Origin of the sequence: Mesorhizobium sp. CO1-1-8, assembly GCF_020164875.1 — a bacterium.
Classification (GTDB): domain Bacteria; phylum Pseudomonadota; class Alphaproteobacteria; order Rhizobiales; family Rhizobiaceae; genus Mesorhizobium.
In genome coordinates this window covers 17655-41364 of record NZ_JAIUGZ010000018.1, presented here as the reverse complement: position 1 = coordinate 41364, position 23710 = coordinate 17655, and the positions used below count along the sequence as shown (strand labels likewise).

19 protein-coding genes are annotated in these 23710 nt (G+C 64.3%); 8 read left to right on the top strand and 11 right to left on the bottom strand.

Features of this window, described 5'->3' with window-relative positions; genetic code table 11:
• Nucleotides 1-18: 18 nt before the first annotated feature.
• Nucleotides 19-1182 carry an ABC transporter substrate-binding protein gene (locus LB558_RS27585; RefSeq protein ID WP_224700432.1) on the bottom strand — a complete coding sequence of 388 codons (1164 nt, stop codon included), beginning with the start codon at nt 1180-1182 and terminating at the stop codon, nt 19-21.
• A complete protein-coding gene (locus LB558_RS27580) occupies nt 1163-2299 on the bottom strand; it encodes an ABC transporter ATP-binding protein (protein ID WP_224700431.1) in 1137 nt (378 codons plus the stop codon). Before LB558_RS27580 ends, LB558_RS27585 begins: the two co-directional genes overlap by 20 nt.
• A gap of 114 nt (nt 2300-2413) precedes the next feature.
• Here LB558_RS27580 and LB558_RS27575 point away from each other — a divergent pair, with 114 nt between their 5' ends.
• Nucleotides 2414-3220 (top strand): helix-turn-helix transcriptional regulator, encoded by an 807-nt coding sequence (locus LB558_RS27575; RefSeq protein WP_224700430.1) that lies wholly within the window; start codon nt 2414-2416, stop codon nt 3218-3220.
• Between the two features lie 28 nt (nt 3221-3248).
• Here LB558_RS27575 and LB558_RS27570 read toward each other — a convergent pair whose 3' ends face one another.
• From LB558_RS27570 to LB558_RS27530, 9 genes are all read right to left on the bottom strand, one after another.
• Entirely contained in the window at nt 3249-5321 is a 2073-nt protein-coding gene (locus tag LB558_RS27570) for a 3-hydroxyacyl-CoA dehydrogenase NAD-binding domain-containing protein (RefSeq protein WP_224700429.1), read from the bottom strand.
• 173 nt (nt 5322-5494) lie between these two features.
• Entirely contained in the window at nt 5495-6442 is a 948-nt protein-coding gene (locus LB558_RS27565) for an ABC transporter permease (protein ID WP_224700428.1), read from the bottom strand.
• Between the two features lie 3 nt (nt 6443-6445).
• A complete protein-coding gene (locus LB558_RS27560) occupies nt 6446-7426 on the bottom strand; it encodes an ABC transporter permease (RefSeq protein WP_224700427.1) in 981 nt (326 codons plus the stop codon).
• Between the two features lies 1 nt (nt 7427).
• Nucleotides 7428-8897 (bottom strand): sugar ABC transporter ATP-binding protein, encoded by a 1470-nt coding sequence (locus LB558_RS27555; protein ID WP_224700426.1) that lies wholly within the window; start codon nt 8895-8897, stop codon nt 7428-7430.
• Between the two features lie 48 nt (nt 8898-8945).
• Nucleotides 8946-9959: an ABC transporter substrate-binding protein gene (locus LB558_RS27550; RefSeq protein ID WP_224618919.1), complete on the bottom strand. Its 1014-nt coding sequence runs from the start codon at nt 9957-9959 to the stop codon at nt 8946-8948.
• 95 nt (nt 9960-10054) lie between these two features.
• Nucleotides 10055-10948, bottom strand: coding sequence for an SMP-30/gluconolactonase/LRE family protein (locus tag LB558_RS27545; RefSeq protein WP_224700425.1), 894 nt, complete (start codon nt 10946-10948; stop codon nt 10055-10057).
• A 247-nt stretch (nt 10949-11195) separates the two neighbouring features.
• Nucleotides 11196-12164, bottom strand: coding sequence for a YihY/virulence factor BrkB family protein (locus tag LB558_RS27540; protein ID WP_224700424.1), 969 nt, complete (start codon nt 12162-12164; stop codon nt 11196-11198).
• Nucleotides 12165-12278: 114 nt separating this feature from the next.
• Nucleotides 12279-13001 carry a response regulator transcription factor gene (locus LB558_RS27535; RefSeq protein WP_224700423.1) on the bottom strand — a complete coding sequence of 241 codons (723 nt, stop codon included), beginning with the start codon at nt 12999-13001 and terminating at the stop codon, nt 12279-12281.
• On the bottom strand, nt 13001-14281 hold the full coding sequence (locus LB558_RS27530) for a sensor histidine kinase (RefSeq protein ID WP_224700422.1): 1281 nt from the start codon (nt 14279-14281) through the stop codon (nt 13001-13003). Before LB558_RS27530 ends, LB558_RS27535 begins: the two co-directional genes overlap by 1 nt.
• A 395-nt stretch (nt 14282-14676) precedes the next feature.
• Between LB558_RS27530 and LB558_RS27525 the strand changes: the two genes are divergently transcribed.
• From LB558_RS27525 to LB558_RS27495, 7 genes are all read left to right on the top strand, one after another.
• Nucleotides 14677-17094, top strand: a complete 2418-nt coding sequence (locus tag LB558_RS27525; protein WP_224700421.1) for a glucan 1,4-alpha-glucosidase — start codon at nt 14677-14679, stop codon at nt 17092-17094.
• Between the two features lie 50 nt (nt 17095-17144).
• Entirely contained in the window at nt 17145-18158 is a 1014-nt protein-coding gene (gene gnd, locus LB558_RS27520) for a phosphogluconate dehydrogenase (NAD(+)-dependent, decarboxylating) (RefSeq protein WP_224700420.1), read from the top strand.
• Nucleotides 18159-18180: 22 nt separating this feature from the next.
• The gene (gene zwf, locus LB558_RS27515; RefSeq protein WP_224700419.1) at nt 18181-19557 is read left to right on the top strand and encodes a glucose-6-phosphate dehydrogenase; all 1377 of its coding nucleotides are present in this window, start codon (nt 18181-18183) and stop codon (nt 19555-19557) included.
• A 12-nt stretch (nt 19558-19569) separates the two neighbouring features.
• Nucleotides 19570-20289 carry an ROK family protein gene (locus LB558_RS27510; protein ID WP_224700418.1) on the top strand — a complete coding sequence of 240 codons (720 nt, stop codon included), beginning with the start codon at nt 19570-19572 and terminating at the stop codon, nt 20287-20289.
• Between the two features lie 215 nt (nt 20290-20504).
• A complete protein-coding gene (locus LB558_RS27505; protein WP_027037383.1) occupies nt 20505-20966 on the top strand; it encodes a MucR family transcriptional regulator in 462 nt (153 codons plus the stop codon).
• Nucleotides 20967-21088: 122 nt separating this feature from the next.
• Complete coding sequence (locus tag LB558_RS27500; RefSeq protein ID WP_224700417.1) at nt 21089-22189, top strand: pyridoxal phosphate-dependent aminotransferase; 1101 nt, start codon at nt 21089-21091, stop codon at nt 22187-22189.
• 258 nt (nt 22190-22447) lie between these two features.
• On the top strand, nt 22448-23686 hold the full coding sequence (locus tag LB558_RS27495) for an MFS transporter (RefSeq protein ID WP_224700416.1): 1239 nt from the start codon (nt 22448-22450) through the stop codon (nt 23684-23686).
• The last annotated feature ends 24 nt before the right edge of the window (nt 23687-23710 follow it).

Genomic DNA, 23710 nt, shown 5'->3' with positions numbered 1-23710 from the left:
CGAATTTGAGGCCGTCGCTCAGGCCGACTTGAAGCGCGCCATCAGCTCGGCACGGCCGGGATCGGTCAGCGTTGCCGCCGCGCCGAATTCCAGCGGCGTCAACAGGTCGGCTGCCGGATAGAGGATCGGATTGTCGAGCACCTCCTTCGGCAGCAGCTTGTTGACCCGCGCATCGGTAGACGGCGCACCGTTGGCCAAATGCTCCTTCACCGCCACCTGCGGGTTCATCAGGTAATTGAGCAGGGCGTAGCCGGCCGGCTTGTTGGGCGCGTCCTTCGGAATGGCGTAGAAGTCGGTCCAGATCTCGCCGCCTTCCTTGCCCAGCACATAGGCGATCTCGGGAATGTCGCGATGCAGCTGCGCGCCGTCGTTCGTCCAGCACATCGTCATCCACGCGTCGCCGGCGCGCATCCCCGGCTGGTAGTCGGAGGAGACCGCGAACAGATGCGGCTTGACCTTCAGCAGCAGTTCCTCCGCCTTGGCCAGTTCGTCTGGCTTCAGCGAGTTGAACGAGTAGCCGTAATATTTCAGCGCATTGCCGATCGTGGTCAGCTGGTAGTCGTGCACCATGGTGCGGCTGTCGCCTTCCGCCATGGCAGTGTCCCAGAACTCCTTCCAGCTCGTCATCGGCTTGGTCAGCTTCTTGGTGTTGACGGCAAAGCCGGTGGTGCCCCAGTTCTTCGGCACCGCATAGGTCACCCCCTCGATCGTGCCTTCCCCGGTGAAGCGCGGATCCTCTTGCGAGCCGTCGAAATTCGGCAGCTTCGCCATCTCCAGCGGCTCGATGATGCCGAGCTTCTTGTAAGTCGAGATCGTGTAGTTGGTCGGCACGAAAAGGCTCCAGCCCGAGGCCCCGGCTTGCAATTTGGCCAGCATCTCCTCGTTGGAGCCGAAGACGTTGACCTCGACGGCAACGCCGGTGTCCTTCTTGAAATTCTCGAAGGTCGCCGGGTCATGATAGTTCGGCCAGGTGGCGATCGACATGCGGTCGCCAAGGCTTTCGGCGGCAAAGGCTGGTGTCGGCATGATGCCGATCTCGCGCGCCATCACTGCCGTGGCAATGCCAAGGCCGGTGAGGCCGAGGAAGTCGCGGCGGCCGATCGAGCCGCGCTTCAAACGCATCAGCTGGTCAACGAAATTCTCGGGGCTTATCGGCAGTCCGTCACGATATGATTTCGACATGTTTTTCTACCCTCTGGTTGGCCCCGTTGTTCTTGGTCTCCGCAAACGCCAGCGGCGTTCCGGAGGCAAAGCCGATGGCGACGGGTTCACCCGGCTTGAAGAGATTGCCGTGGCCGATCAGATGATCGGCCTTGGCCAGCAGCGTTCCGATCCCCTGGACCTCGATCGCGTATTCCGCCGTCGAGCCGAGAAATATCCGGTTGCGGACGATGCCCTTGAATGGGCCGCTTGTCTGGGCGCCGAGACTGAGGGATTCAGGACGCAGGCTGACCGAAACGGCCTCGCCCTGCCGCAAGGCCGTCCGTTTGCGCGCCGCAATGACGGTACCGTCTGCAAGCGCCACCTCAACCAGATCGCCCGAATGCCCGGCGACGGTGCCGCTCAAGAGATTGGTCTTGCCGACGAAGTCGGCGACAAACAGGTCGGCCGGCTCGTCGTAGATCTCACTCGGCTGCCCGAGCTGGACGATGCGGCCGCCATTCATGACGCAGACGAAATCGCTCATCGACAGCGCTTCCTCCTGGTCGTGGGTGACCAGCACGAAGGTGATGCCGATCTCGCGCTGCAGGTTCTGCAGTTCGATCTGCATGTCGGTGCGCAGCTTCTTGTCGAGCGCCGCCAGCGGCTCATCGAGCAAGAGCACCGCCGGCTTGTTGACCAGGGCGCGCGCCAGCGCCACACGCTGCTGCTGGCCGCCCGACAGTTCGTGGATCTTGCGGCTGTTATAGCCGGCGAGCCGCACCATTTCGAGCGCCTCGCCCGCCCTTGAGGCGATCTCGCGCGTCGACAGCCTTGGCCGCGCCTGGCGCAGCCCGTAGGCGACGTTGCCCTCGACATCGAGATGCGGAAACAGCGCATATTGCTGGAACACCATGTTGACCGGCCGCCGGTAGGGGGGCGTGCCGGCCATGTCCTGGCCGCGAATGAACACCTGGCCTTCGCTTGGCTGTTCGAAACCGCCGATCATGCGCAGGCAGGTCGTCTTGCCGCAGCCGGATGGTCCCAGCAGCGCGACAAAGGCGGAGGGCGGGACAGCGAGATCGATGCCGCTGACCGCGGTCACCGCGCCATAGCGCTTGGTGACGCCGCGAAACTCGATGTCGGGCACTGCGGTCAAGGCTGATGGCTCCAGCAACAGGGCAATATCGGGACGCTACCAGAGCCAATGGCGGCTAGTATATACCTCTCAGGTGGTATATCTGGTCTATTTTCTCGTTTAAGGGGGTATGAATTGTCCCGCAGCGACGAATACAGCCAACTCGCCACGCTCGTCGCGGCGACGCGGGAGATCAGCGGTGACCTCTTTGGCAAGGCGCTGGTCGATTGGCTGCGGCTCCATGTCGGCTTCGACCACTGCGTGATCTTCGGCTATCGCGGCGCCTCGCGCCCGCCGCTGCTGTTCGAAACCTTCTCGCCAGCCGAAAGCCACGTCTTCGTTGCGCTATACCAGGAAGGCCCGTATCTGCTCGACCCGTTCCACCACGCGGCGGTCGAGCGCAAGGAAGGGTTCTGGCGCATGCGGGAACTGGCGCCGGACCGCTTCTATGCCAGCGAGTATTTTCGCTCCTACTACAGCCAGACCAGGCTGGCCGAGGAGGTCGGCTTCTTCGTGCCGCTGCCGGGCAAGGATGCGCTGGTGCTGTCGCTGATGCGGCTGCGCGCTTCAGGCCCGTTCGGCACCGCCGATGCCAGATTGCTGCGCGACATGGCGCCGGCGGTGATCAGCTTCGCCAGATTGCGCTGGCCCGCCCTTCCGGCCGACGAACAAACCGAGACGAAGCAGGACGAGACGATCGTTGCGGTCAACGAATTCGATCGTGCGCATATCTGGCAGAGCCTCTCGCTGACGCCGCGCGAAAAGCATGTCGTCGACCTGGTGCTGCAGGGGCATTCTACGGAATCGATCGCCCGGGCGATGCGCATCGTGCCAGGCACCGTGAAGGTCCATCGGCGCAACATCTATCGCAAGCTCAAGATCAAGTCGCAGGCCGGCCTGTTCGCACGCTTCGTCGAGATCATCGACGCACGGATTCGATAATTCCTCCGGGCTTGGAAACATCGCTCGATCAGGCTGTCGTGCCGGTTTGCCAGGAGCCCGTCTCGGCCATTGTCTTGAGCAGTGGCGCCGGCTTGAACACGTCCTTGCCGGTGCGCTGATGCCAGTATTCGAGCCGCTCGATGATCCTGGCCGGGCCTTCAAGGCCAGCCCAGAACAGCGGTCCGCCCTTGCCGGTGGGAAAGCCGTAGCCATTGACCCAGACGACATCGATGTCGGACGCACGGGCCGCTATGCCTTCCTCCAGGATCTTCGCGCCCTCGTTGATCAGGGGGTAAAGCGTGCGCTCCATGATTTCCTCAGCACTGATCGCACGCGGTGCGATGCCCTTCTCGGCGGCCTTGTTGCGGATCAGCGCTTCAACCTCGGGATCCGGCACTGGCGTTCGCGCGCCAGCCTCGTAAAGGTAAAAACCCCGGCCGGTCTTCTGGCCGAAACGCCCTTGCTCGCACAGCGTGTCGGCGATCACGGCCGACAGGCCACGCGCCTTGCGGTTGCGCCAGCCAATGTCGAGACCGGCGAGATCGCCCATCTGGAACGGCCCCATCGGCCAGCCGAAATCGGTGAATACCTGGTCGATCTGGCGCGGGGTTGCGCCTTCCAGAAGAAGCGCTTCCGATTCCGAGCCGCGCGCGGCCAGCATGCGGTTGCCGACGAAGCCATGGCAGACGCCGACGACGACGGCCACCTTGCCGATCCGCCGCGCCAGGTCGACAACGGTCGCCAGCGCATCGGGCGCGGTCTTGTCGGCCCGCACGATCTCCAAGAGCTTCATGACATTGGCCGGCGAGAAGAAATGCAGGCCGAGCACATCCTGCGGCCGCGAGGTCGAGGCGGCGATTTCGTTGATGTCGAGATAGGAGGTGTTGGTGGCCAGGATCGCACCCGGCTTGGCCACAGCTTCAAGCTTGCCGAAAACCTCCTTCTTGACCGCCATATCCTCGAACACCGCCTCGACGATCAGGTCGCAATCGGCAAGATCGGCATAGTCGGTGGAGCCCTTGAACTGGGCGAGCCGCTCGTGCTTGGTATCAGCCGTCAGCGAGCCGCGCGTAACGGACACCGAATAGTTCCTGTCGATGGTCGCCAGCCCGCGCTGCAATGCCTCATGGCTGGTTTCCAGCAAGGTCACGGGATAGCCGCCATTGGCGAAAGCCATGGCGATGCCGCCGCCCATCGTACCGGCGCCGATGATGCCGACACGGGCGATCCTGCGCTTGACGATGTCCTTTCCGGGAAGCTTTGCCGCCTCACGTTCGGCGAAGAACAGATGGCGCTGCGCCCGTGACTGGTCGCCGGCTACCAGCGTGACGAACAGCGCACGCTCCGCCGCCAGCGCCTCGTCGAAGGGCAGCGTGACGGCATTGCGCACCGACTGCGCGCAGGCGATCGGCGCCTCGAGCCCGCGCGCCTTTTTGGCGAGGTCCGTTGCCTCGGCGTCGAAAGCCGCGAGGTCGGTCTCCTTGAGTCCCTCATTGCGATCACGCACCGGCGTGAAGGGACCACCCTTCCGGGCGATTTCCCTGGCGAAGTTCACGGCATGCGTCGTCAGATCGCCATCGAAGACGGCATCGACAAGGCCGGCGGCATGCGCCTCGGTCGCGCCGATCGGCGAACCGGAAACGATCATCTTCAACGCCTTCACCGCGCCGACAAGGCGCGGCAGCCGTACCGTGCCGCCACCGCCCGGCAGCAGGCCAAGCTTGACCTCGGGCAGGCCGAGCTTGGCGCTGGCGTCGGCAACGCGGAAATGGCAGCCCAGCGCCAGCTCCAGCCCGCCGCCGAGCGCGGTGCCGTGGATGGCGGCCACCGTCGGCTTGGCGACGGTTTCCAGCGTCGCCACGATGGCGCGCAGTTCGGGCTGCTGCATCGGCTTGCCGAATTCGGTGATGTCGGCGCCGGCAACAAAGGTCCGGCCGGCGCATGCAATGACGATGGCGGCAACCGACGCATCATCCCCCAGCTCGACCAGCGCCTGCATCAGCGGCTCGCGGACATGAAAACTCAGCGCGTTGACCGGCGGGTTGTCGATGGTGACAATGGCGACATCGCCGTCGCGGTGGATCCTGAGGAAATCGGACACGCAAACCTCCCAGCACTATTCAGCGGCTGTGCCGCGCGAACGGGATTTACAGCGCCATGACGCCGAGGGGAACCGGGTGTCGGCCTGGTACAACGATTACCGGTTTTGAGGTGCCTGGCCGACCAGCGGCCACTGCCGCCGCCATGTCTGGGTTGTTACGGTTGCAGGGCGCCTCAGCGCACCGCCTTCTGCCCGCCCGCCGCCGTGATCACCCCGACAATGATCAGCCCCGTCAGCAGCAGCCGCACGCCGGCGCTGACACCGAAGGTGTTGAGCATGGTGAGCAGCAGCACCAGAAACAGCGCCGCGCCCCAGACGCCGGGAACATTGGCCTTGCCGCCAGCAACCGACGTGCCGCCGATGACGACGACGGCGATCGAAGCCAGCAGGTACTCATTGCCGATATCGACATTGGCGCCGCGGAAATAGCCGGCGAGCAGCGCGCCGTCGATGCCGCCGAGTGCGCCCGACAGGGTGTAGGTGAGGAAGCGGATGCGGCCGACATTGACGCCGGCGAGCCACGCCGCCCGGATGTTCTGGCCGATCGCCAGCACCGAGCGGCCATAGATCATGCGCTGCAGCGCGATGGCCGCACCGATGGTGAACAGCACGGTGAGGATCGCCAGCACCGGAATGCCCAGCACCTGCCAGTTGGCGAAATCGGCGAAGCCGGGAGGCGGCTTGATCTGCAGCCCGCGGCCATAGCTGATGTCGATGGACTGGATGATGAAGCTGGCCGACAAAGTGGCGATGATCGGCGGAATGCGTAGCGCCCAGATCAGCAGATAGTTGACGGCGCCGACCGCAGCGCCACAGGCGAGCGCCGCCAGCACCCCGACCACGATCATCGAATCATTGCCGTCCATCACTTTCATCGCGACAGCGCTGGCAAGGCCGATATTGGCCGGCAGCGACAGGTCGACATTGCCCGGCCCGAGCGTGATGACGAACATCTGGCCGACGCCGACGATGACCGTGAACACCGCCAGCGACAGGGCTGCGGTCACCATGCCGCCGGCGCCGTAGCCGCCGGTGAAGGCGATCGTCGCCAGCCACACCAGAAGCGCGCCGAGAAACGACCAGATCCAGGGTTTGCTGAGCAGCGATTTCACCGATGTCATCGCTCACCTCTCCCTGCGGCTGATCAACACCCGCGCCGCCAGCACGATGATCAGGATGGCGCCGTTGGCGGCCACCTGCCAGTCGGGTGGAATGTGCATGAAGGTGAGCAGCGGCGAGGCGGCCAGCGCCAGCGTCAGCGCGCCGATCACAGCACCTATCGGCGACACCCGTCCGCCGACGAATTCGCCGCCGCCGAGGATGACGCCGGCGATCGCCAGCAGCGTGTAGCCATTGCCGATATTGGCATCGGCCGAGGTGGTGATGCCGATCAGCGCCATGCCCGACAGCACGCCGAACAGGCCGGCGAGCGCAAACAGCACGATCTTGGTCTTGAGCAGCGACCAGCCGGCGCGGCCGAGTGCCGCCGGATTGCCGCCCGAGCCGCGCAGGATCACGCCATAGGAGGTGCGCATCAGGCCGAAATGGACGATGAGGCCAATCAGCAGTGCCGCAATGATCGGGAACGGCACGAAAGGCGGCTTGAACGCCATCAGCCCGAGCAGCCAGTCCGGCGCCTTGCCGCCCGGTTTGGGCAAGACGAGAATGGCGAGCCCCTGCCAGACGAAGCTCATGCCAAGCGTCACCACGATGGAAGGCAGGTTGCGCAGATGGATCAGCGCGCCGAGCAGCGCATAGACGCCGATCGATCCGAGCAGGATGGCGGCACCGATAAGCGGCGCGTCCTTCAGCCAGGTCGCCGTGACGCAGCCGACGAAGCCGACGAAGGTGCCGATCGACAGGTCGAGCTCGTTTCCGGCAATGACGAACATCTGCGCGATCGTCGCCAACGCGATCGGGATTGCCAGATTCAGCATCAGGCTGAAGCCGAAATAGCTGATGGCGCGCGGGTTGAGCCAGGCGATGGCGAGCAGCACCAGCGCCAGCGACAGCGCCGGCAGCAGTCCGCGCAACAGGCGGGCACGGGCCAGCGCGCCACGTTCGGCGGAAGTCCTGGCAGCGGTGTCGAGGCTGGCGGCCGTCATCTCAGGCTGCATCGCCGAAGGAGGACTGGATGATCTTCTCTTCGGTCAACTCGTCGCGACCCAGATTGGCGACAATGCGGCCGTTCTTGAAGACATAGATGTGGTCGCAATTGTCGAGCTCTTCGGTTTCCGTGGTGTACCAGAGGAAGGTGCGGCCTCGTGCGGCCTCCTCGCGCACGAGGTCGTAGACCTCCAGTTTGGTGCCGATGTCGACGCCGCGCATCGGGTCGTCCATCAGCACGATCTGTGCATCCGAGCCGAGCGCACGCGCAAACAGCGCCTTCTGCTGGTTGCCGCCCGACAGCGAGAAAATGTTGTTGTTCATATCAGGCGTGCGGATGCCGATCTTCTTCTGCCAGAATGCGGCAAGCTCGGCCTCGCGCTGCGGCGAGATCAGCAGCCCGCTGCGCAGCCGCGCCAGCGAGCGGATGCCGATGTTCTCAGCAATCGACCATTGCGGAAAGATGCCGTCCGACTGGCGGTCGCCGGCGACCAGCGCCACGGGTGCGGTCACCTCGATACCGGCCCGGGCGCGCGATGCCGCGCTAAAGATCGCCAGCAGCAGGTCGGTCTGGCCGTGGCCAGCCAGCCCGGCAAGGCCGATGATCTCCCCGGCACAGGCGACGAGGTCGGTGCCGTCCTTCTGCGCGGCGGGTCGCGCCCGGACCCGCAGCGGACTGGCGGCGGGCTTGGCGGCAGCGATTTGCGCCGCGATCTTCTGGCGCGCTTCCGCGCCGCCCATCGCCGTCACCAGCCGGTCGCGGTCGAAGGCACTGGCGGCGTCAGCGACAACCACCTTGCCGTCGCGCATCACCACGATGCGGTCGGCGTTGCGCAGCACCTCGCCCAGCACATGCGAGATCAGGATGCAGCTTTTGCCGCCGGCAACGAAGCGGCGCACGAAGGCCAGCAATTGGCCCGCCGTATGCGCGTCGAGCGATGATGTCGGCTCGTCGAGGATGACTAGGTCGAGACGATCCTGGGTGACCGTGAAGGCGCGCGCCACCTCCACCATCTGGCGTCGGCCGATCGACAGGTCGCCGACAATGTCCGACGCCGAGATGCTATGGCCCGGAAAAATCTCGTCGAGCTTGGCGGCGATCAGCTCCGCCGCCTTGCGCCGCCAGCCAAACCCGCGCAGCGAAGCGTGGTTGATGCGCGTGTTCTCGGCGACGCTGAGATTGGGGCACAGCGACAGCTCCTGGAATACGCAGCGTATGCCGAGCAGCTGCGCGCGCGACACCGAGTAATTGTCCTCGGTGTCGCCATGCACGGCGATCTGCCCGCTGTCGGGCACGAGCGTCCCCGCCACCATGTGCATCAGCGTCGATTTGCCGGCGCCGTTGTGGCCGACGAGGCCGACGCACTCGCCGGGGCCGACGTGAAAATCGACGCCGTCCAGCGCGCGAACGGCGCCGAAATGCTTTTCGGCGCCGTTCAGTCTGATGATGTCAGCGTTCCCTTCAGGCATGCTCAACGATACTCGCTTGGCCATACGGACGGCAACGCTTGGCGACACTCACTTGATATTGGCCTTGATGGCCGCGATCGCGTCTTCCTGCGTGTATTCGTGGCTGGCGACGCCGCCCTTGGGGATCTTCGGCAGCTCGGCCTCGAAATCGTCCTGTGTGAAGGCCAGATACGGCACCAGCAGATCGTGCGGAATATCGGTGCGGCCGTCGAGCACCTGCTGCGCCACCCAGAAGGCGAGCGACGACACGCCGGGCGCGATCGAGGCCGACCAGGTCTGGTAGCCGTCCTTGTCCTTCTGCTCCTTCCACCACTGCAGCTCGTCCTGGCGGTTGCCCATGATGATGGTCGGGCGCGGCTTGCCGGCGGCGGCGAAGGCCTGTGCCGCGCCGTAACCGTCACCGCCCTGGTCGACGACGCCGACGATGTCGGGCAGCGACGGCAGGATGGTTGCCACTGCCTTCTGCGCCGTCGTCTGGTCCCAGTCGCCGGTCACCGAACCGACGATCTTGAACTCGGGATGAGCGGCGACGCCTTCGAGGATGCCGGCATGGATGGCATCGTCGATCGAGGTGCCGGCAAGGCCGCGGATTTCCAGCAGATTGCCGCCCTTGGGCTGGAATTTGGCCATCTGCTCGACTTCCTGCTTGCCCATGTCCTTGAAGTCGACGACGACGCGGTAGGCGCAAGGCTCGGTCACGGTGCCGTCGAAGGAGACGACGACGATGCCGGCATCGCAGGCCTGCTTGATGGCGCCGTTGAGCGCATCCGGCGAGGCCGCGTTGATGACGATCGCGTCATAGCCCTGCAAGATCAGGTTCTGCACCTGCGCCGCTTGCGTCGGCACCTCCTTGTCGGCGGTGGTGAAGATGTCGGCCGCGCCGACGACCTTGTCGGCGACCGCCTTCTTGGTGACGATGCCATAGCTGTCGAGCATCGCCTGCCGCCAGGAATTGCCGGCATAATTGTTGGAAAAAGCAATCTTCTTGCCACTGGTGTCGGCCAGTGCCGTGCCCGAGGCGAGCATTGCCGCCAGAGCGCCCAGAACGAACAGTTTCTTCATGTCGTTATCCTCCCAGATGTGTTGACTGCTGCATTCCCACCGGCTTTGACCCCGGCCTCACTCCCAATCTGATTTGAGCACGGATTGTCGCGAGCTCAAAACAGTCTCAATCCCGGCACGCGCACCCTGAGCCGGTACAGCGACGTCGACGCGGTAATGTAGAGGCTTTGCAAATCGTCGTCGCCGAAGGTGAAATTCGCGCAATCTTCGGGTGTCCGAATGACGCCAAGAATGGTGCCCGACGCGTCGAAAATGTGGATGCCGCCGGGACCGGTGCAGTAAAGATTGCCGCGGCTGTCGATCTTCATGCCGTCGGGCGCTCCCGGCCCCTCGCCCTCGGTTACTGCTGCCCACACCGCGCCGCCATTGAGGTCGCCATTGGCTTCGACGCCGAACACCCTGATGTGCCCGCGTGCGGTGTCGTTGATGAACAGCCGCGACTCGTCCAGCGAAAAGCACAGCCCGTTCGGCTGCCCGAAATCGTCGGCCAGCAATGTCAGCCGGGCGCCGTCGCCATCAATGCGGTAGACGCCCTGGAATGGCAGGTCCTGAGAGCGTGGCACGCCATAGAATTCCCTCCGGCCATAGCCCGGATCGGTGAAGTAGATCGATCCGCCGGTGGCGACGACGATGTCGTTCGGGCTGTTGAGCTGCTTGCCCTGATGGTGCGTGGCAAGCACGGTCACGCTGCCGTTGGGCTCGGTGCGGGTCACGCGGCTCGTCGCATGCTCGCAGGTGACCAGCCGCCCCTGGCGGTCCAGCGTGTTGCCATTGGCCTTGTGGCTCGGCTCGCGGAACAGTTCGATCTCGCCTTCGGCATTGCGGCGATACATCCGGCTTTCCGGAATGTCGGAGAAAACCAGCCATTTCTCATAGGGGTGCCAGACCGGGCCCTCGAGGAAGCCGAAGCCGCTCGCCAGCGTCTCGATGGTCGCGTCGCCGACAACGTCGTCCAGGCCGGAATGGCGGGTGCGCGCCGGCACCGACATCACAGGCTCCCGGCGGCGCGAATCCGCATGGTGGCGAATGGCATGAACGCTTCCCCGATATATCTTCTTGTTGGGGTCGAGCGTAGTTGCGGCGCCGCCGAGGCGATACGGGTCAAAGCGCAAGGCCGACTGTGCGTTTGCACAGTCGCGCAGGGTCTAGTCAGGCATTCAGGGCATATGAGAGCAGCGACAAACCCGACAAATTGCGGACACCTCGTCGCATCGGTTGCGACGCGGCGACGTCGGACTAGGGCCGGCGAACACTCCGCAAAAGCGCGGTCAAGGTTGCGCTCGCGCACGCCACCGCCACGAGCACGACCACGCCGGCAGAGTTGGACTTTTGCCCTGCGCGAAATGAGTCGTGCTGCGTGGGCAGAGGGCTGTGAACCACGGTTTTCAGATCGGACCGGCTGCCGTGCCGAACGGAATAGGTGCGCGTGAACTCGGCACCGAGAAGGAAAATTTCCGACGAGTAGTAAACCCAGAGCAATATGACGAGCAGGCCGCCGGCGGCGCCATATGAAGACGCAATCGCGCTGGTGCCGATGTACCAGCCGATAAGCGATTTTCCCAATGTGAACAGGGCCGCGGTCCCGACAGCGCCAATCCCCACATCGCGCCATTCCAGGGTTCGATCGGGCAAAACCTTGTAAATGGCGGCAAACATCACGGAGATAAGCGCAAACGAAACGACGCCATTGATCCCGCTGAGTATGATCGTTCCGAACGGCAGATGGGCGTTGATGAAAGCGCCCAGTGCCGAAATCGCAGCGCTTGCGATGAGAGAGACCAGCAACAGGAACCCGAGTGCGGCCACCAACCCCAGACTGGCGGCCCGTGCCCGCACCAGACGCGACAGGGAATTGCCTTGCGGTTCGATCTTCCAGATTGTGTTCAACGATTGCTGCATCTCGCCGAAGACGCCAGACGCTGCCACCAGCAATGTGACCAGCCCTATGATCGCGGCCCAGGTGCCGTACAGCCTGCCGGACGCACTTTCCAGGGCAGTCTTGAGGAGATCGGCGCTTTCCGGTCCCATCAGCCCCGATAACTGCGCGGACAAGGCCAATTGTGCCGCATCATGGCCAAAGACGAGACCAGCAATCGCAACCACGATCAGCAGGATCGGCGCCAGCGAGGTGGCAGCATAGAAGGCCATCGCCGCACCATGACTAAGAGCATTGTCGTCGATGAAGCCGATGACGCTTTCACGCACCAGGTGCCATGAATCTGCAAATGAGGGTCGCACTTCGAGTCCGCAGGCATTGAGTTGGCGTTCACTAGCAATGCGCCGGACCTTCCGATGTTCCGGGTTGTGGCCGCCTCTGTTTCAGTGCTCGGCCAGCCAGGCATCGAGCCGGTCCTGTTCGCGGCGCAGTGCGTCGATGTTGATCAGGCCACGCGCCATGGCGAGATAGATCGCCCGCGTCCGCGAGTTGAACACGGAAGCATCGCCGGCGCCGTCCTCCGCCGGCACGATGCCGAGCTTGTCGTAGCAATGCTTGATGCGGCTCTGCGCGCCACGGATCGACAGGCCGCGCCGCGCCGCGATCGCCCGGTCGGTCAGGCCGAGCGCGATGTCGATCAGGCTCTCATATTCGCCGTCGGTGATGCCCTCGAACTTGTCCTGCACGCGGTGCTGGATGCCGCGGATCTCGCGGTCGATGATGCAGTGGCCTTCGCGGAAAACGCCGCGCAGGGCGGACCGCATGCCTTCCTCCGTCGCCGATTTGAGCACATAGCCGTAGACAGAGCCGGGCGGCACGATGCGCGCCACGCCGCGCACATAGGCTTCGTCGGCGAAATTCGACCAGAACAGGATGTGGGTGCCGGCGCGGCGGTTCCAGATCGCCTTGGCAACCTCGATCCCGGTCGCCTTCGGCATCTGCAAATCGAGCACGACATGCAGTGGCTCGCGTTCGGCCGCCAGGTGGATGGCGTCCTCGCCGTCGCTCGCTTCGATCACCTCGACGTCGCCGGGCCACAACTGCTCCACCGTTCGCCGCGCGAAGCTACGGTGCAGCCCGTCATTCTCGGCGATCATCACAAGCATCACATGACCTCCGATACGGCGAGTTCGCCAGGCACCGCTGCAGCCGCCGCCAATTCTCGCGACCGCTGGCGGTCGATCTCGACGACGACACGGGTGCCGCCGTTCTTGCGGGCGGCCTGGCCGATACGCAGCCGAGCCCCGATAAGAGCTGCCCGCGTGTGCATATGGCCGATGCCGCCATACGCGGCCGGGTCGACGGCGCCGCAGCCCTGGCCGTCATCCGTCACGATCACCCGCAGCACGCTCGCGGTCGACGCCAGCAGCACATCGATGCGGTGCGGCGCGGCATGGCGAACGGCATTGTTGATCGCTTCCTGCACGATACGGTAGAGCGCGGTGCGGACAGGCTCGGACAGGCTGTCGGCGCCGCCGTCGCTGGTGTCGGCGATGCGCACGGCGATCGGCGGCTTGGCCCTGGCGACGCTGCGGTTGAGATGCGCCTCGACCGCGTCGCGCAGCCCGAACAGTTCGAGCACGCTCGGCCGCATGTCGTCGACGATGTGGCGCAGTTCCGTCAGGCAGCCGGCGACCTCCTTTTCGAGATCGGCAAGCTGTGCCGCCCGCGCCACGCCCTGGCCGCGAAGGGCCGAAAGCTGGCGGGCGATGCGGGCGAGATCGGCAAGCGTCTGGTCGTGCAGATCCATGGCCATGCGCCGGCGTTCGCGCTCCATGCCTTCCGTCAATTGCGAGGCGCCGACCCGCAGCAGCTCGACGCGGTTGCGCGCCTCGCTCTCGGCCAGCATGGCGCGGCGCGCCTCCTCGGTCTGGATCAGCGCGAAGATGTAGGGCGCGATCAGGTCGGCGCATTGCTGGGCGACCGCGACATCGGCAAGCGTGTAGCAGTCGACCTCGTGCCGGCTGATGTTGAGCGCGCCGATGATGCCGCCGCGCGCCCTGAGCGGCACGACGATGCGGCTGCGCAACCTGGCGGCGAAGATCGGACCATCGATGGCGGTGGCGAAATGGAACCGCTCGTCGCTCAACGCGTCGTCGGCGAGCAGATAGGGGACTTCGCCCCACAGCACCGAGCGGATCGGGCTGACTTCGGTCGGCAGCGGGTGCTGGGCAAGCTCGCTCCAGCTGGTGTGGAAGCCGGCTTCGTAACAGGCGTGCCGGCGGCCATCATGCGACAGTACCGCCAGATCCATGTGGTCGTGCGGAATGAGCGAGCCGATCTCGATGGCTGTCGCGCGGAACGCCGTGCCGGGATCGATATGGCCGGCAAGCGCCCGCGATATCGCCAGCAGCCGGTCGATCAGGACCAGGGACACTTCCGCCATTGCTTTCACGATCCTCCCGTGCCGGGAAATAGTGGACGCATGCCGCCGCCGCTGTCAACGACGGCGCGGTCGGCCATAGGGCTGCGCACGCAGCTTGACAAAGGACCTGACGACAGTCCGGTGGTGTCGGCAGCTTTTGTGCCAGCAATAGGAATTTTTTCTTGACCCCGTGCCCTCAGCTATGGTACATTTTTGTCCATGGTGCTGATTTGCGCCAGTGACCCGCCGCACAGGCGGGTTTTTCGTTTGATGCTCCGTCAGCGCAGGCGAAGGCTCCGAAGGAACCCGTTAGCCCGAATTCGTTGCCCTGCCGCCCCGCCCGATCAACTTGCGGTGCAATGATTGTAAAGGGTTCGTGTCCTGGTCTAGGGAGGAGGCCAGGAGACCGAAACAGAATGCCAGTGACGCAAAACGTTGCTCCGGGCGCCCCGGGAATCCCGGCGCGCTGGACATCAAGCGCCAAGAGTGGCGTCGGAACGTCGCTTTCGCCGGCCGGCCGGATCTGGTTCACGATCAGCCACGGCATCCTCAACGAAATCTACTATCCGCGCGTCGACAGCGCCTGCACCCGCGACCTCGGCTTGATCGTCACCGGCCCCGGCGGCCATTTCTCGGAAGAGAAACGCGATGCCGTGCATACGATCGAATTGTTCGAGGACGGCGTGCCCGCCTACCGGCTGGCCAACACGGCGAGCGACGGCGCCTGGCGGATCGAAAAGCGCATCCTCGCCGACCCGGCGCGCCCGGCGCTGCTGCAGGAAATCACCTTCACGGCGCTGAAAGGGGTGCCCGGTGACTACCGCGTCTACGCGCTTCTGGCGCCGCATCTGGTCAATGCCGGCATGGGCAACACCGCCTGGGTCGGCGAGCACGAGGGAAAGCCCGTGCTGTTCGCCTCGGGGCGCGGCTCCTGCCTGGCGCTGGCCTCGTCGCTGCCCTGGCGAACCGGTTCGGCCGGCTATGTCGGCTTTTCCGACGGCTGGCAGCAACTCCACAACACAGGTGAGCTCGATGCTGCATACCAGCGGGCCGAGGACGGCAATGTCGCGCTGACGGGCGAGATCGGCTTTTCCGCGACCGAGACCAAGGCTTTGCTGGCGCTGGGATTTGGCTCAACGCCCGACGAGGCCGCGGAACATGCTTTCGCCAGCCTGAAGCAGGGTTTCGAACCTGCGGCGAAATCCTACCTCCAGAACTGGCGCAATTGGCAAGAAGGCTTGCTGCCGCTGGACCGGCACGCGGTGCCCGGGATCAACGTCTATCGCGTCTCGACGGCGGTACTGGCGACGCACCGGTCGATCGCCACACCGGGCGCCGTGGTCGCCAGCCTGTCGATCCCGTGGGGGTTCAACAAGGGTGACGACGACCTCGGCGGCTACCATCTGGTCTGGCCGCGCGATCTGGCCGAGACGGCCAGCGGCTTTCTTGCTGCCGGCGATGCTGCCTCGGCCCTGCAAATCCTCGATTACCTCAGGTCCATCCAGCAGCCGGACGGCCACTGGCCGCAGAACGCCTGGCTCGACGGATCGGCCTATTGGCCAGGCATCCAGATGGACGAATGCGCCTTTCCGCTGCTGCTGGCCGATGCTTTGCACCGCGCCGGCCATTTGCCGCGTGCCAGGCTCATGACCTTCCTGCCGATGATCGAGAACGCCGCCGGCTATGTCGTGCGCAATGGGCCGGTCACGGGCGAAGATCGATGGGAAGAAGATGCCGGTTACAGCCCGTTCACGCTCGCGGTCGAAATCGCCGCACTGCTTGCCGCCGCAGACCTGCTCGACGCTTGCGGCAAGCAGGACGCCGCGGCCTATCTGCGCGAGACATCAGACGTCTGGAACGACCAGGTCGAGCACTGGACCTATGTCACCGGCACGGCGATCTGCGGTCAAGTCGGCGTCGAAGGCTACTATGTCCGCATCGCGCCGACCGACAGCGCCGAGGCCGGTTCGCCGAAGGACGGCTACGTCCCGATCAAGAACCGGCCGCCCGGCGACACCGACCGGCCGGCCGAGGAAATCGTCAGCCCTGATGCGCTGGCACTTGTCCGCTTTGGTCTGCGGGCAGCCGACGACCCGCGCATCGTCGGCACGGTCAAGGTCATCGACGCGCAATTGCGCTGCGAGTTACCGCAAGGGCCGCTCTGGTATCGCTACAACAGCGACGGCTATGGCGAGCACGAAGACGGCGCGCCTTTCGATGGCACCGGCCAGGGTCGCCCCTGGCCGCTGCTGGCCGGCGAACGCGCCCACTATGAGCTGGCAGCGGGGCGCAAGGAAAGCGCGGCCAGCCTGCTGGCGACGCTTGAAAGGTCCGCAGGCCCTGGCGGCCTGTTGCCGGAGCAGGTCTGGGACGGCGCCGATCTGCCGGAACGCGAACTGCTGCAGGGCCGCCCCTCGGGCAGCGCCATGCCGCTGGTCTGGGCGCATTCGGAGCATATCAAGCTGTTGCGCTCGCTGCGCGACGGCGCGGTCTTCGACACGCCACCGCAAGGCGTCAAGCGCTATATCGAGGACAAGACCGTATCGCCGTTCAGAACCTGGCGGTTCAACAACAAGATCCGCACCATGCCGGCGGGCAAGACGCTGCGTGTCGAATTGTTGGACCGGGCTACAGTCCACTGGAGCACCGACAACTGGGCAACCGTCCATGACAGCCAGACGGCAGAGAATGCTTTCGGCATCCATCTTGCCGACCTGCCCGCGGCAAGCCTCCCCGAGGGAAGCACGCTGACCTTCACTTTTTTCTGGCCGGGGACCGGCGATTGGGAGAATGTCGACTTCTCCGTCATATCAGGCGACCAGGACAGCCAGTAGACCTTCCCTCGATAAACCCCGCAAATCTATTAGGAAACAGGGACGAAACCATGCAGATCGGAATGATGGGACTGGGCCGGATGGGCGCCAACATGGTCCGGCGCCTGATGCGCGACGGCCATGAATGCATCGTCTACGACATCAACCCGGCCAGCGTCGCGGCCCTGGTGACCGACGGCGCGCTAGGGGCGGCCTCGATGGAAGAATTCGTCGGCAAGCTGGCCAAGCCGCGCTGTGTGTGGCTGATGCTGCCGGCGGCGATCACCGGCAGGATCATCGACCAGGTGGCGGCCCTGATGGAGCCCGGCGACATCGTCATCGACGGCGGCAATTCCTATTACCACGACGCCGTCGACCAGGCCGCGAAACTGGCCGGCAAGGGTATCCATCTTGTCGATGTCGGCACCAGTGGCGGCGTCTGGGGCCTGGAGCGTGGCTACTGCCTGATGATCGGTGGTCCCGACGTCGCGGTGCAGCACCTCGATTCGATCTTCGCCACGCTGGCGCCGGGCGCCGATGCCGGCTCCAATCCGCCCAGGGATGCCGGCACCGCGCCCTTCGGCTATCTGCATTGCGGACCGAGCGGTGCCGGTCACTTCGTCAAGATGGTGCACAACGGCATCGAATATGGCGTCATGGCCGCCTATGCCGAAGGCATGAACATCCTAAAGTCGGCCAATGCCGGCAAGCGGCAACGGACGGCGGACGCCGAGACCAGTCCGCTGGAAAACCCGCAATATTACCAGTTCGATATCGACCTTCCCCAGGTGGCCGAGGTCTGGCGGCATGGCAGCGTTATCGGCTCTTGGCTGCTCGACCTGACTGCCGGCGCCTTGAAAAGCGATCCGGGCCTGGCCAATTTCGGCGGCCGCGTCTCGGATTCCGGCGAAGGCCGCTGGACGCTGAAGGCGGCGATCGACACCGGCGTGCCGGCCCCGGTTCTGTCCTCGGCTCTGTTCGACCGCTTCTCCTCGCAAGGCGAATCCGAATTCGCCGACAAGCTGCTGTCCGCCATGCGCTATGCCTTCGGCGGCCATGTCGAAAAGCCGAAGGCAGGCAAGTGACGGCGACAGGGGAGACACGCTGATGAGCCCGGAACGGTCCGACACGCTGGTGCTCTTCGGGGCAACCGGCGACCTCGCCCACAAGAAGATATTTCCAGCGCTTTACCAGATGGTCGCCAAGGCCACGCTCACCGAACCGGTGATCGGCGTCGCCTTCGACGCCTGGGACCTCAAGCAATTGCAGGCGCGCGCCCGCGACGGCATCGTCAATGCGCTGGGCAAGATCGACGAAAAAGCGTTCGCCAAATTTGCCTCGCTGCTGCGCTACGTCAGCGGCGACTACCGCGATGGAGCGACGTTCGAGAAACTGAAAAGCGCGCTCGGCACCGCGCAGCGGCCGCTGCACTACATGGCGGTGCCGCCGACCATGTTCGAGACCGTCGTCCAGGGGCTGGAGCAGTCAGGCACCGCGCATGGCGCGCGGCTGATGGTGGAAAAGCCCTTCGGTCACGATCTGCAATCGGCGCGCTGGCTGAACCGGGTCCTGCATCTGGTGTTCGACGAACAGTCGATCTTCCGCATCGACCATTATCTGGGCAAGGAAGCGATCCAGAACCTGCTCTATTTCCGCTTCGCTAACTCCTTCCTCGAGCCGATCTGGAACCGCAATTTCGTGGAGAGCGTGCAGATCACCATGGCCGAGGATTTCGGCGTCGAGGGACGTGGCCGCTTCTATGACGATGTTGGTTGCATCAGGGACGTCATCGAGAACCATCTGCTCAACATCCTGTTGCTGCTTGCCATGGAGCCGCCTGTCGGCCGTTCCGCCGACGATCTGATCGATGAGAAGGTGCAAGTGCTGCGCGCGATCAGGACGCTGACCAGGGACGATGTCGTGCGTGGCCAGTTCACCGGCTATCTCGCCGAACCGGGCGTGGCGCCGAACTCGCCCGTCGAGACCTTCGCGGCGGTGCGTTTCTTCGTCGACACCTGGCGCTGGCAGGACGTGCCGTTCTTCATCCGAGCCGGCAAGAACATGCCGGTGCATGTCACCGAAGTGGTGGTGCGGCTGAAACGGCCGCCGCTCGATGTCTTCGATCCGATCAAGCCCGCCGACCAGAACTACGTCCGCTTCCGCATCGATCCGCAAGTGGTGATCGCGATCGGAGCCCAGCGCAAGGCGCCGGGCGACGACATGATCGGCGAGCAGGTCGAACTGACGGCGCTCGACGACTCAAAGGGCGACATGCCGCCCTACGAGCGCTTGATCGGTGACGCCATGAACGGCAACGGCCAGCTGTTCACCCGCCAGGACGCCAGCGAACTGGCCTGGCGCATCGTCGGCCCGGTGCTTGGCGACACCACGCCGCCGCACCTCTACGAGCCGCTCACATGGGGACCCGCGGACGTCATGGCCGGGTTCGGGCCGCCCAATGGCTGGATCGATCCGGTGAAGTGAGAGGACCACACGATGGCCAAGGCAGTGAAACAACCGGCATCGGGCACCGAGAAGCCGGATCCTGAAAAGATCGTGCTCACGATCGACATCGGCGGCTCGCACGTCAAGATCCTCACCAGCTCCGGCGGCGAGGAGCGCCGCGCCGATTCAGGGCCGGACCTGACGCCGCGGCAGATGATCGATACGGTCAACAAGCTCGCCGAAGGCCTGTCCTACGACGTCGTCTCGATGGGCTATCCCGGCCCGGTCAATCACAACAGGCCGCTCGCCGACCCCGCCAATCTCGGCAAGGGCTGGGCTGGATTCGACTTCGCGGCTGCGTTCGGCAAACCGGTGAAAGTGGTCAATGACGCGCTGATGCAGGCCATCGGCAGCTACGAGGGCGGGCGCATGCTGTTCCTCGGGCTCGGCACCGGGCTCGGTGCGGCGATGATTGCCGACAACGTCGCCCAACCGATGGAACTCGCGCATCTGCCCTACAAGAAGGGCAAGAGTTTCGAGGATTATGTCGGCGAACGCGGCCTGGAAAAGCGCGGCAAGAAGAAATGGCGCAAATACGTCTTCGACGTCGTCGACCGGCTCCGTGCCGCCATGCAGCCGGACTATGTCGTGATAGGCGGCGGCAACGTCGACAAGCTCGATGAATTGCCCGCCGACTCCAGGCGCGGCGACAACACACGCGCCTTCGAAGGTGGGTTTCGTTTGTGGCGCGACAAGGCGCTGATAGTCTGATATTGTTATTGTTTAATATAGTTGTTCAAAATAACGTGTGACCTGCCATCAAGTCGTTGCAATACGCAGATTTGCCGACTAGGAATTCCGCGTTACAACAACGCCATTCGTTCCGTGGACGCACGAAGGACGCCATAGCATTTTGATTTCGCGCATGATCCTTTCCGGAAGTCGAATCCGATTTTCAGGTCATTCGCTGTAGACGGAGAAATAGAGTGACCGACGATAGCAACAGTGCCCGTAAAGACATCGATCTGCTCGAACTGACCGCCCACATCGTGTCCGCTTACGTCGAGAAGAACCGCCTGCCCGTCTCCGGCCTGGCCGACCTCATCGCCAGCGTCAGCGCCTCGATAAGTGGGCTCGGCAAGCCTGCGGTCCCGGTGGCTGCCCCTCTGGTACCGGCGGTCAACCCCAAGAAGTCGGTGACGCCCGATTTCATCATCTGCCTCGAAGACGGCAAGAAGTTCAAATCGCTGAAGCGTCACCTGGGCGTGCATTTCGGCCTGACGCCGGACGCCTATCGCGCCAAATGGGGCTTGCCGTCGGACTATCCGATGGTCGCTCCCAACTACGCGGCCTCGCGTTCGCTGCTGGCGAAGTCGATCGGCCTTGGCCGCAAGGCCGCCCCCGTAAAGGCGCCCGCCAAGGGCAGGAAGGCGAAGGCCTCGGCCTGAACATTCAGTCCTGAGCCAACAGTTAGGACGACTGGAACTGAAGCCTGCCGGCGAATTCGCCTTGGCAGGCTTCATGTTTTTATGGCTTGGATAGGCTGGACGGGTTCCTTGGGGAGTGAGCCATGAACTACACCAGGATGGTGATCGAGAAAGAGGCGCCGGAAGAATACGGCTACGACCGTATCCGCTACAATCTTTCGGAAAGTTCGATCGCCGACCAGAAGCTCTCCGACATCGGCCTGTCACTGCCTGATCTCACGCTCTTCTATGGCGAGCATCGCGGCGACAAGCAGTTGCGTGCACTGATATCGGCGCAGGATGCAGGCATTTCACCGGATGATGTCCTGGTCACCGCCGGTGCCGCCGGCGCGCTGTTCATCATCTCGACCTCGCTTTTGTCGGCCAATGACCATCTCGTCGTCATCAGGCCCAACTACGCCACCAACATCGAAACCCCAAGGGCGATCGGCTGTGCCATCAGCTTTGTCGACCTGGCCTTCGAGGAAGGCTTCGGCATCGATGTCGAACGCGTCAAGGCGGCGATGCGGCCCGACACGAAGCTGATCAGCGTCACCTGCCCGCACAACCCGACCGGCACGATGATGAGCCGAGCCGAACTCGATGCCCTGGTGGCGCTTGCCGAAAGCAGCAACTGCCATCTGCTCGTCGACGAAACCTATCGCGACCTCTCCTACGGTCGGCGGCTGCCGACGGCTGCCTCACTGAGCCCGAAGGCGATCAGCGTCTCGTCATTGTCCAAGGCCTTCGGCATTCCCGGCATCCGCATCGGCTGGCTGATCACTGGGGATGCGGTGCTTCAGGAGAAATTCCTCGCCGCCAAGGAACAGATCGGCATTTGCGGCAGCGTCATCGACGAAGGCATTGCGCGGGGCATGCTCGAGCGCCGGGACGCCTTCCTGGTGACGCTGCTGCCCGAAATGGCCAAGCGTCGCGACATCGTCCAGGCCTGGATCGACCGCGAACCGCTGGTCGACTGGGTGCGGCCCGAAGGCGGCGTCGTCGGCTTCCCGCGCCTCAATGTCGAACCCGGCTTCGACCTCGACCGGTTCTATGCGAACCTGCTGGAAAACCATGGCACCTATGTCGGACCCGGCCACTGGTTCGAGATGGAAAAGCGCTTCTTCCGCGTCGGCTTTGGCTGGCCGACGGAAGCCGAATTGCGCGGCGGCCTCGACGCCATCTCCGTCGCGCTGCGGCAGTAACTTCATAGTGTGGTCGGCGGAACAGGCTGAAAATTTCTTGATCCAGCACCTAATTTGACGCATATGCGCAGCGAACTTTACTAGAAGTTCCATTGGCCGGAACAGCGCCCATCCGGGAAGTGCCCCGCCGTCGCATCGGCCGAAAATCGGTTCCGATTTCGGAAAGCACGATGCGAAAACTAACAAGTGTTGGAGCGTACTTTGTGCGTCCAATTGGACGCACGTCGCTCCGATGCCATCGCAACGGGGCCTCACTCCATGACAGCAGCACAAACCTCGCCGGACCAGCGCTATGCCGCGTTCCGCCATCGCTCCTTCCTGAGCTATTGGGCGGCACGTTTCCTCACCACATTCGCCACCATGATCGTGTCCGTCGCGGTCGGCTGGCAGATCTATGATTTGACCCGCGATCCCTTCGATCTCGGCATTGTCGGCATCGTCCAGTTCCTGCCGTCGCTGCTCCTGGTGCTGGTCACCGGCGTCGTCGCCGATCGCTTCGGCCGCCGGCTGATCATGGCACTGGCGACGGTAGTCGAGGCCGGCTGTGCCCTTGTTCTCCTGTACTTCACGCTGCGTGGCCTCGTCAGTCCGCTGCCAATCTTCGTCGTGCTGGCGCTGTTCGGCATGGCGCGCGCCTTTTACGGACCGGCCTCGTCGTCGCTATTCGCGAATCTGGTACCGCCGGAGGATTTCGGCAACGCGATTGCCTGGAACTCATCCGCCTGGCAGACGGCGACTATCGTCGGCCCGGTTGCCGGCGGCCTTCTCTACGGAGTCTCGGCCGAGATCGCATATGCCGTCGCCGCTGTGTTGATGCTTGTGGCCGGCCTGCTGATCTTCACCATTCCCAAGCCCGCGCAGCAGGGCACCACCGACAAGCCGACGATGGAAACGCTGTTTGCCGGCTTTCGCTACATCTGGAGCGAGAAGATCGTGCTCGGCGCCATCTCACTCGACCTCTTTGCCGTGCTTTTGTCTGGCGCCTCGGCGCTGCTGCCGGTCTACGCGCGCGACATTCTGGAACTCGGTCCCTGGGGCCTCGGCCTGCTGCGCTCGGCACCCGGCATCGGCGCCATCTGCGTCGCGGTCTGGCTTGCCGGTCACCCGCTGCGTGACAATGCCGGCAAGATCATGCTCGGTTTCGTTGCCGCGTTTGGCGCCTTCACGGTGCTGTTCGGCGTTTCGACCATCACCTGGCTGTCGATCGTAGCCCTTGCCGGTCTCGGCGCCACCGACATGTTCAGCGTCTATATCAGGGAAACGCTAATCCAGCTGTGGACACCCGACGAGGTGCGCGGCCGCGTCAACGCCGTCAACCAGGTCTTTGTCGGCGCCTCCAACGAGGTCGGCGAATTCCGCGCCGGCACGATGGCCGCGCTGATCGGCACGGTGCCGGCCGTGGTGATCGGCGGCATCGGCGCCATCGCCGTCGCGGGCTTGTGGATGGTGCTGTTCCCGCAACTGCGCAAGGTGCGCCACCTCAACGGACGCAACTGATCTTCCCACGGTTGACAGCCGACA

Bases quoted from the DNA above. Each gene is read 5' to 3' on its own strand.
- LB558_RS27585 (WP_224700432.1), bottom strand. From the start codon at position 1,182: ATGTCGAAATCATATCGTGACGGACTGCCGATAAGCCCCGAGAATTTC.
- LB558_RS27565 (WP_224700428.1), bottom strand. From the start codon at position 6,442: ATGACATCGGTGAAATCGCTGCTCAGCAAACCCTGGATCTGGTCGTTT.
- LB558_RS27560 (WP_224700427.1), bottom strand. From the start codon at position 7,426: ATGACGGCCGCCAGCCTCGACACCGCTGCCAGGACTTCCGCCGAACGT.
- LB558_RS27555 (WP_224700426.1), bottom strand. From the start codon at position 8,897: ATGCCTGAAGGGAACGCTGACATCATCAGACTGAACGGCGCCGAAAAG.
- LB558_RS27550 (WP_224618919.1), bottom strand. From the start codon at position 9,959: ATGAAGAAACTGTTCGTTCTGGGCGCTCTGGCGGCAATGCTCGCCTCG.
- LB558_RS27545 (WP_224700425.1), bottom strand. From the start codon at position 10,948: ATGTCGGTGCCGGCGCGCACCCGCCATTCCGGCCTGGACGACGTTGTC.
- LB558_RS27535 (WP_224700423.1), bottom strand. From the start codon at position 13,001: ATGCTTGTGATGATCGCCGAGAATGACGGGCTGCACCGTAGCTTCGCG.
- LB558_RS27530 (WP_224700422.1), bottom strand. From the start codon at position 14,281: ATGGCGGAAGTGTCCCTGGTCCTGATCGACCGGCTGCTGGCGATATCG.
- LB558_RS27525 (WP_224700421.1), top strand. From the start codon at position 14,677: ATGCCAGTGACGCAAAACGTTGCTCCGGGCGCCCCGGGAATCCCGGCG.
- gnd (WP_224700420.1), top strand. From the start codon at position 17,145: ATGCAGATCGGAATGATGGGACTGGGCCGGATGGGCGCCAACATGGTC.
- zwf (WP_224700419.1), top strand. From the start codon at position 18,181: ATGAGCCCGGAACGGTCCGACACGCTGGTGCTCTTCGGGGCAACCGGC.
- LB558_RS27510 (WP_224700418.1), top strand. From the start codon at position 19,570: ATGGCCAAGGCAGTGAAACAACCGGCATCGGGCACCGAGAAGCCGGAT.
- LB558_RS27500 (WP_224700417.1), top strand. From the start codon at position 21,089: ATGAACTACACCAGGATGGTGATCGAGAAAGAGGCGCCGGAAGAATAC.
- LB558_RS27495 (WP_224700416.1), top strand. From the start codon at position 22,448: ATGACAGCAGCACAAACCTCGCCGGACCAGCGCTATGCCGCGTTCCGC.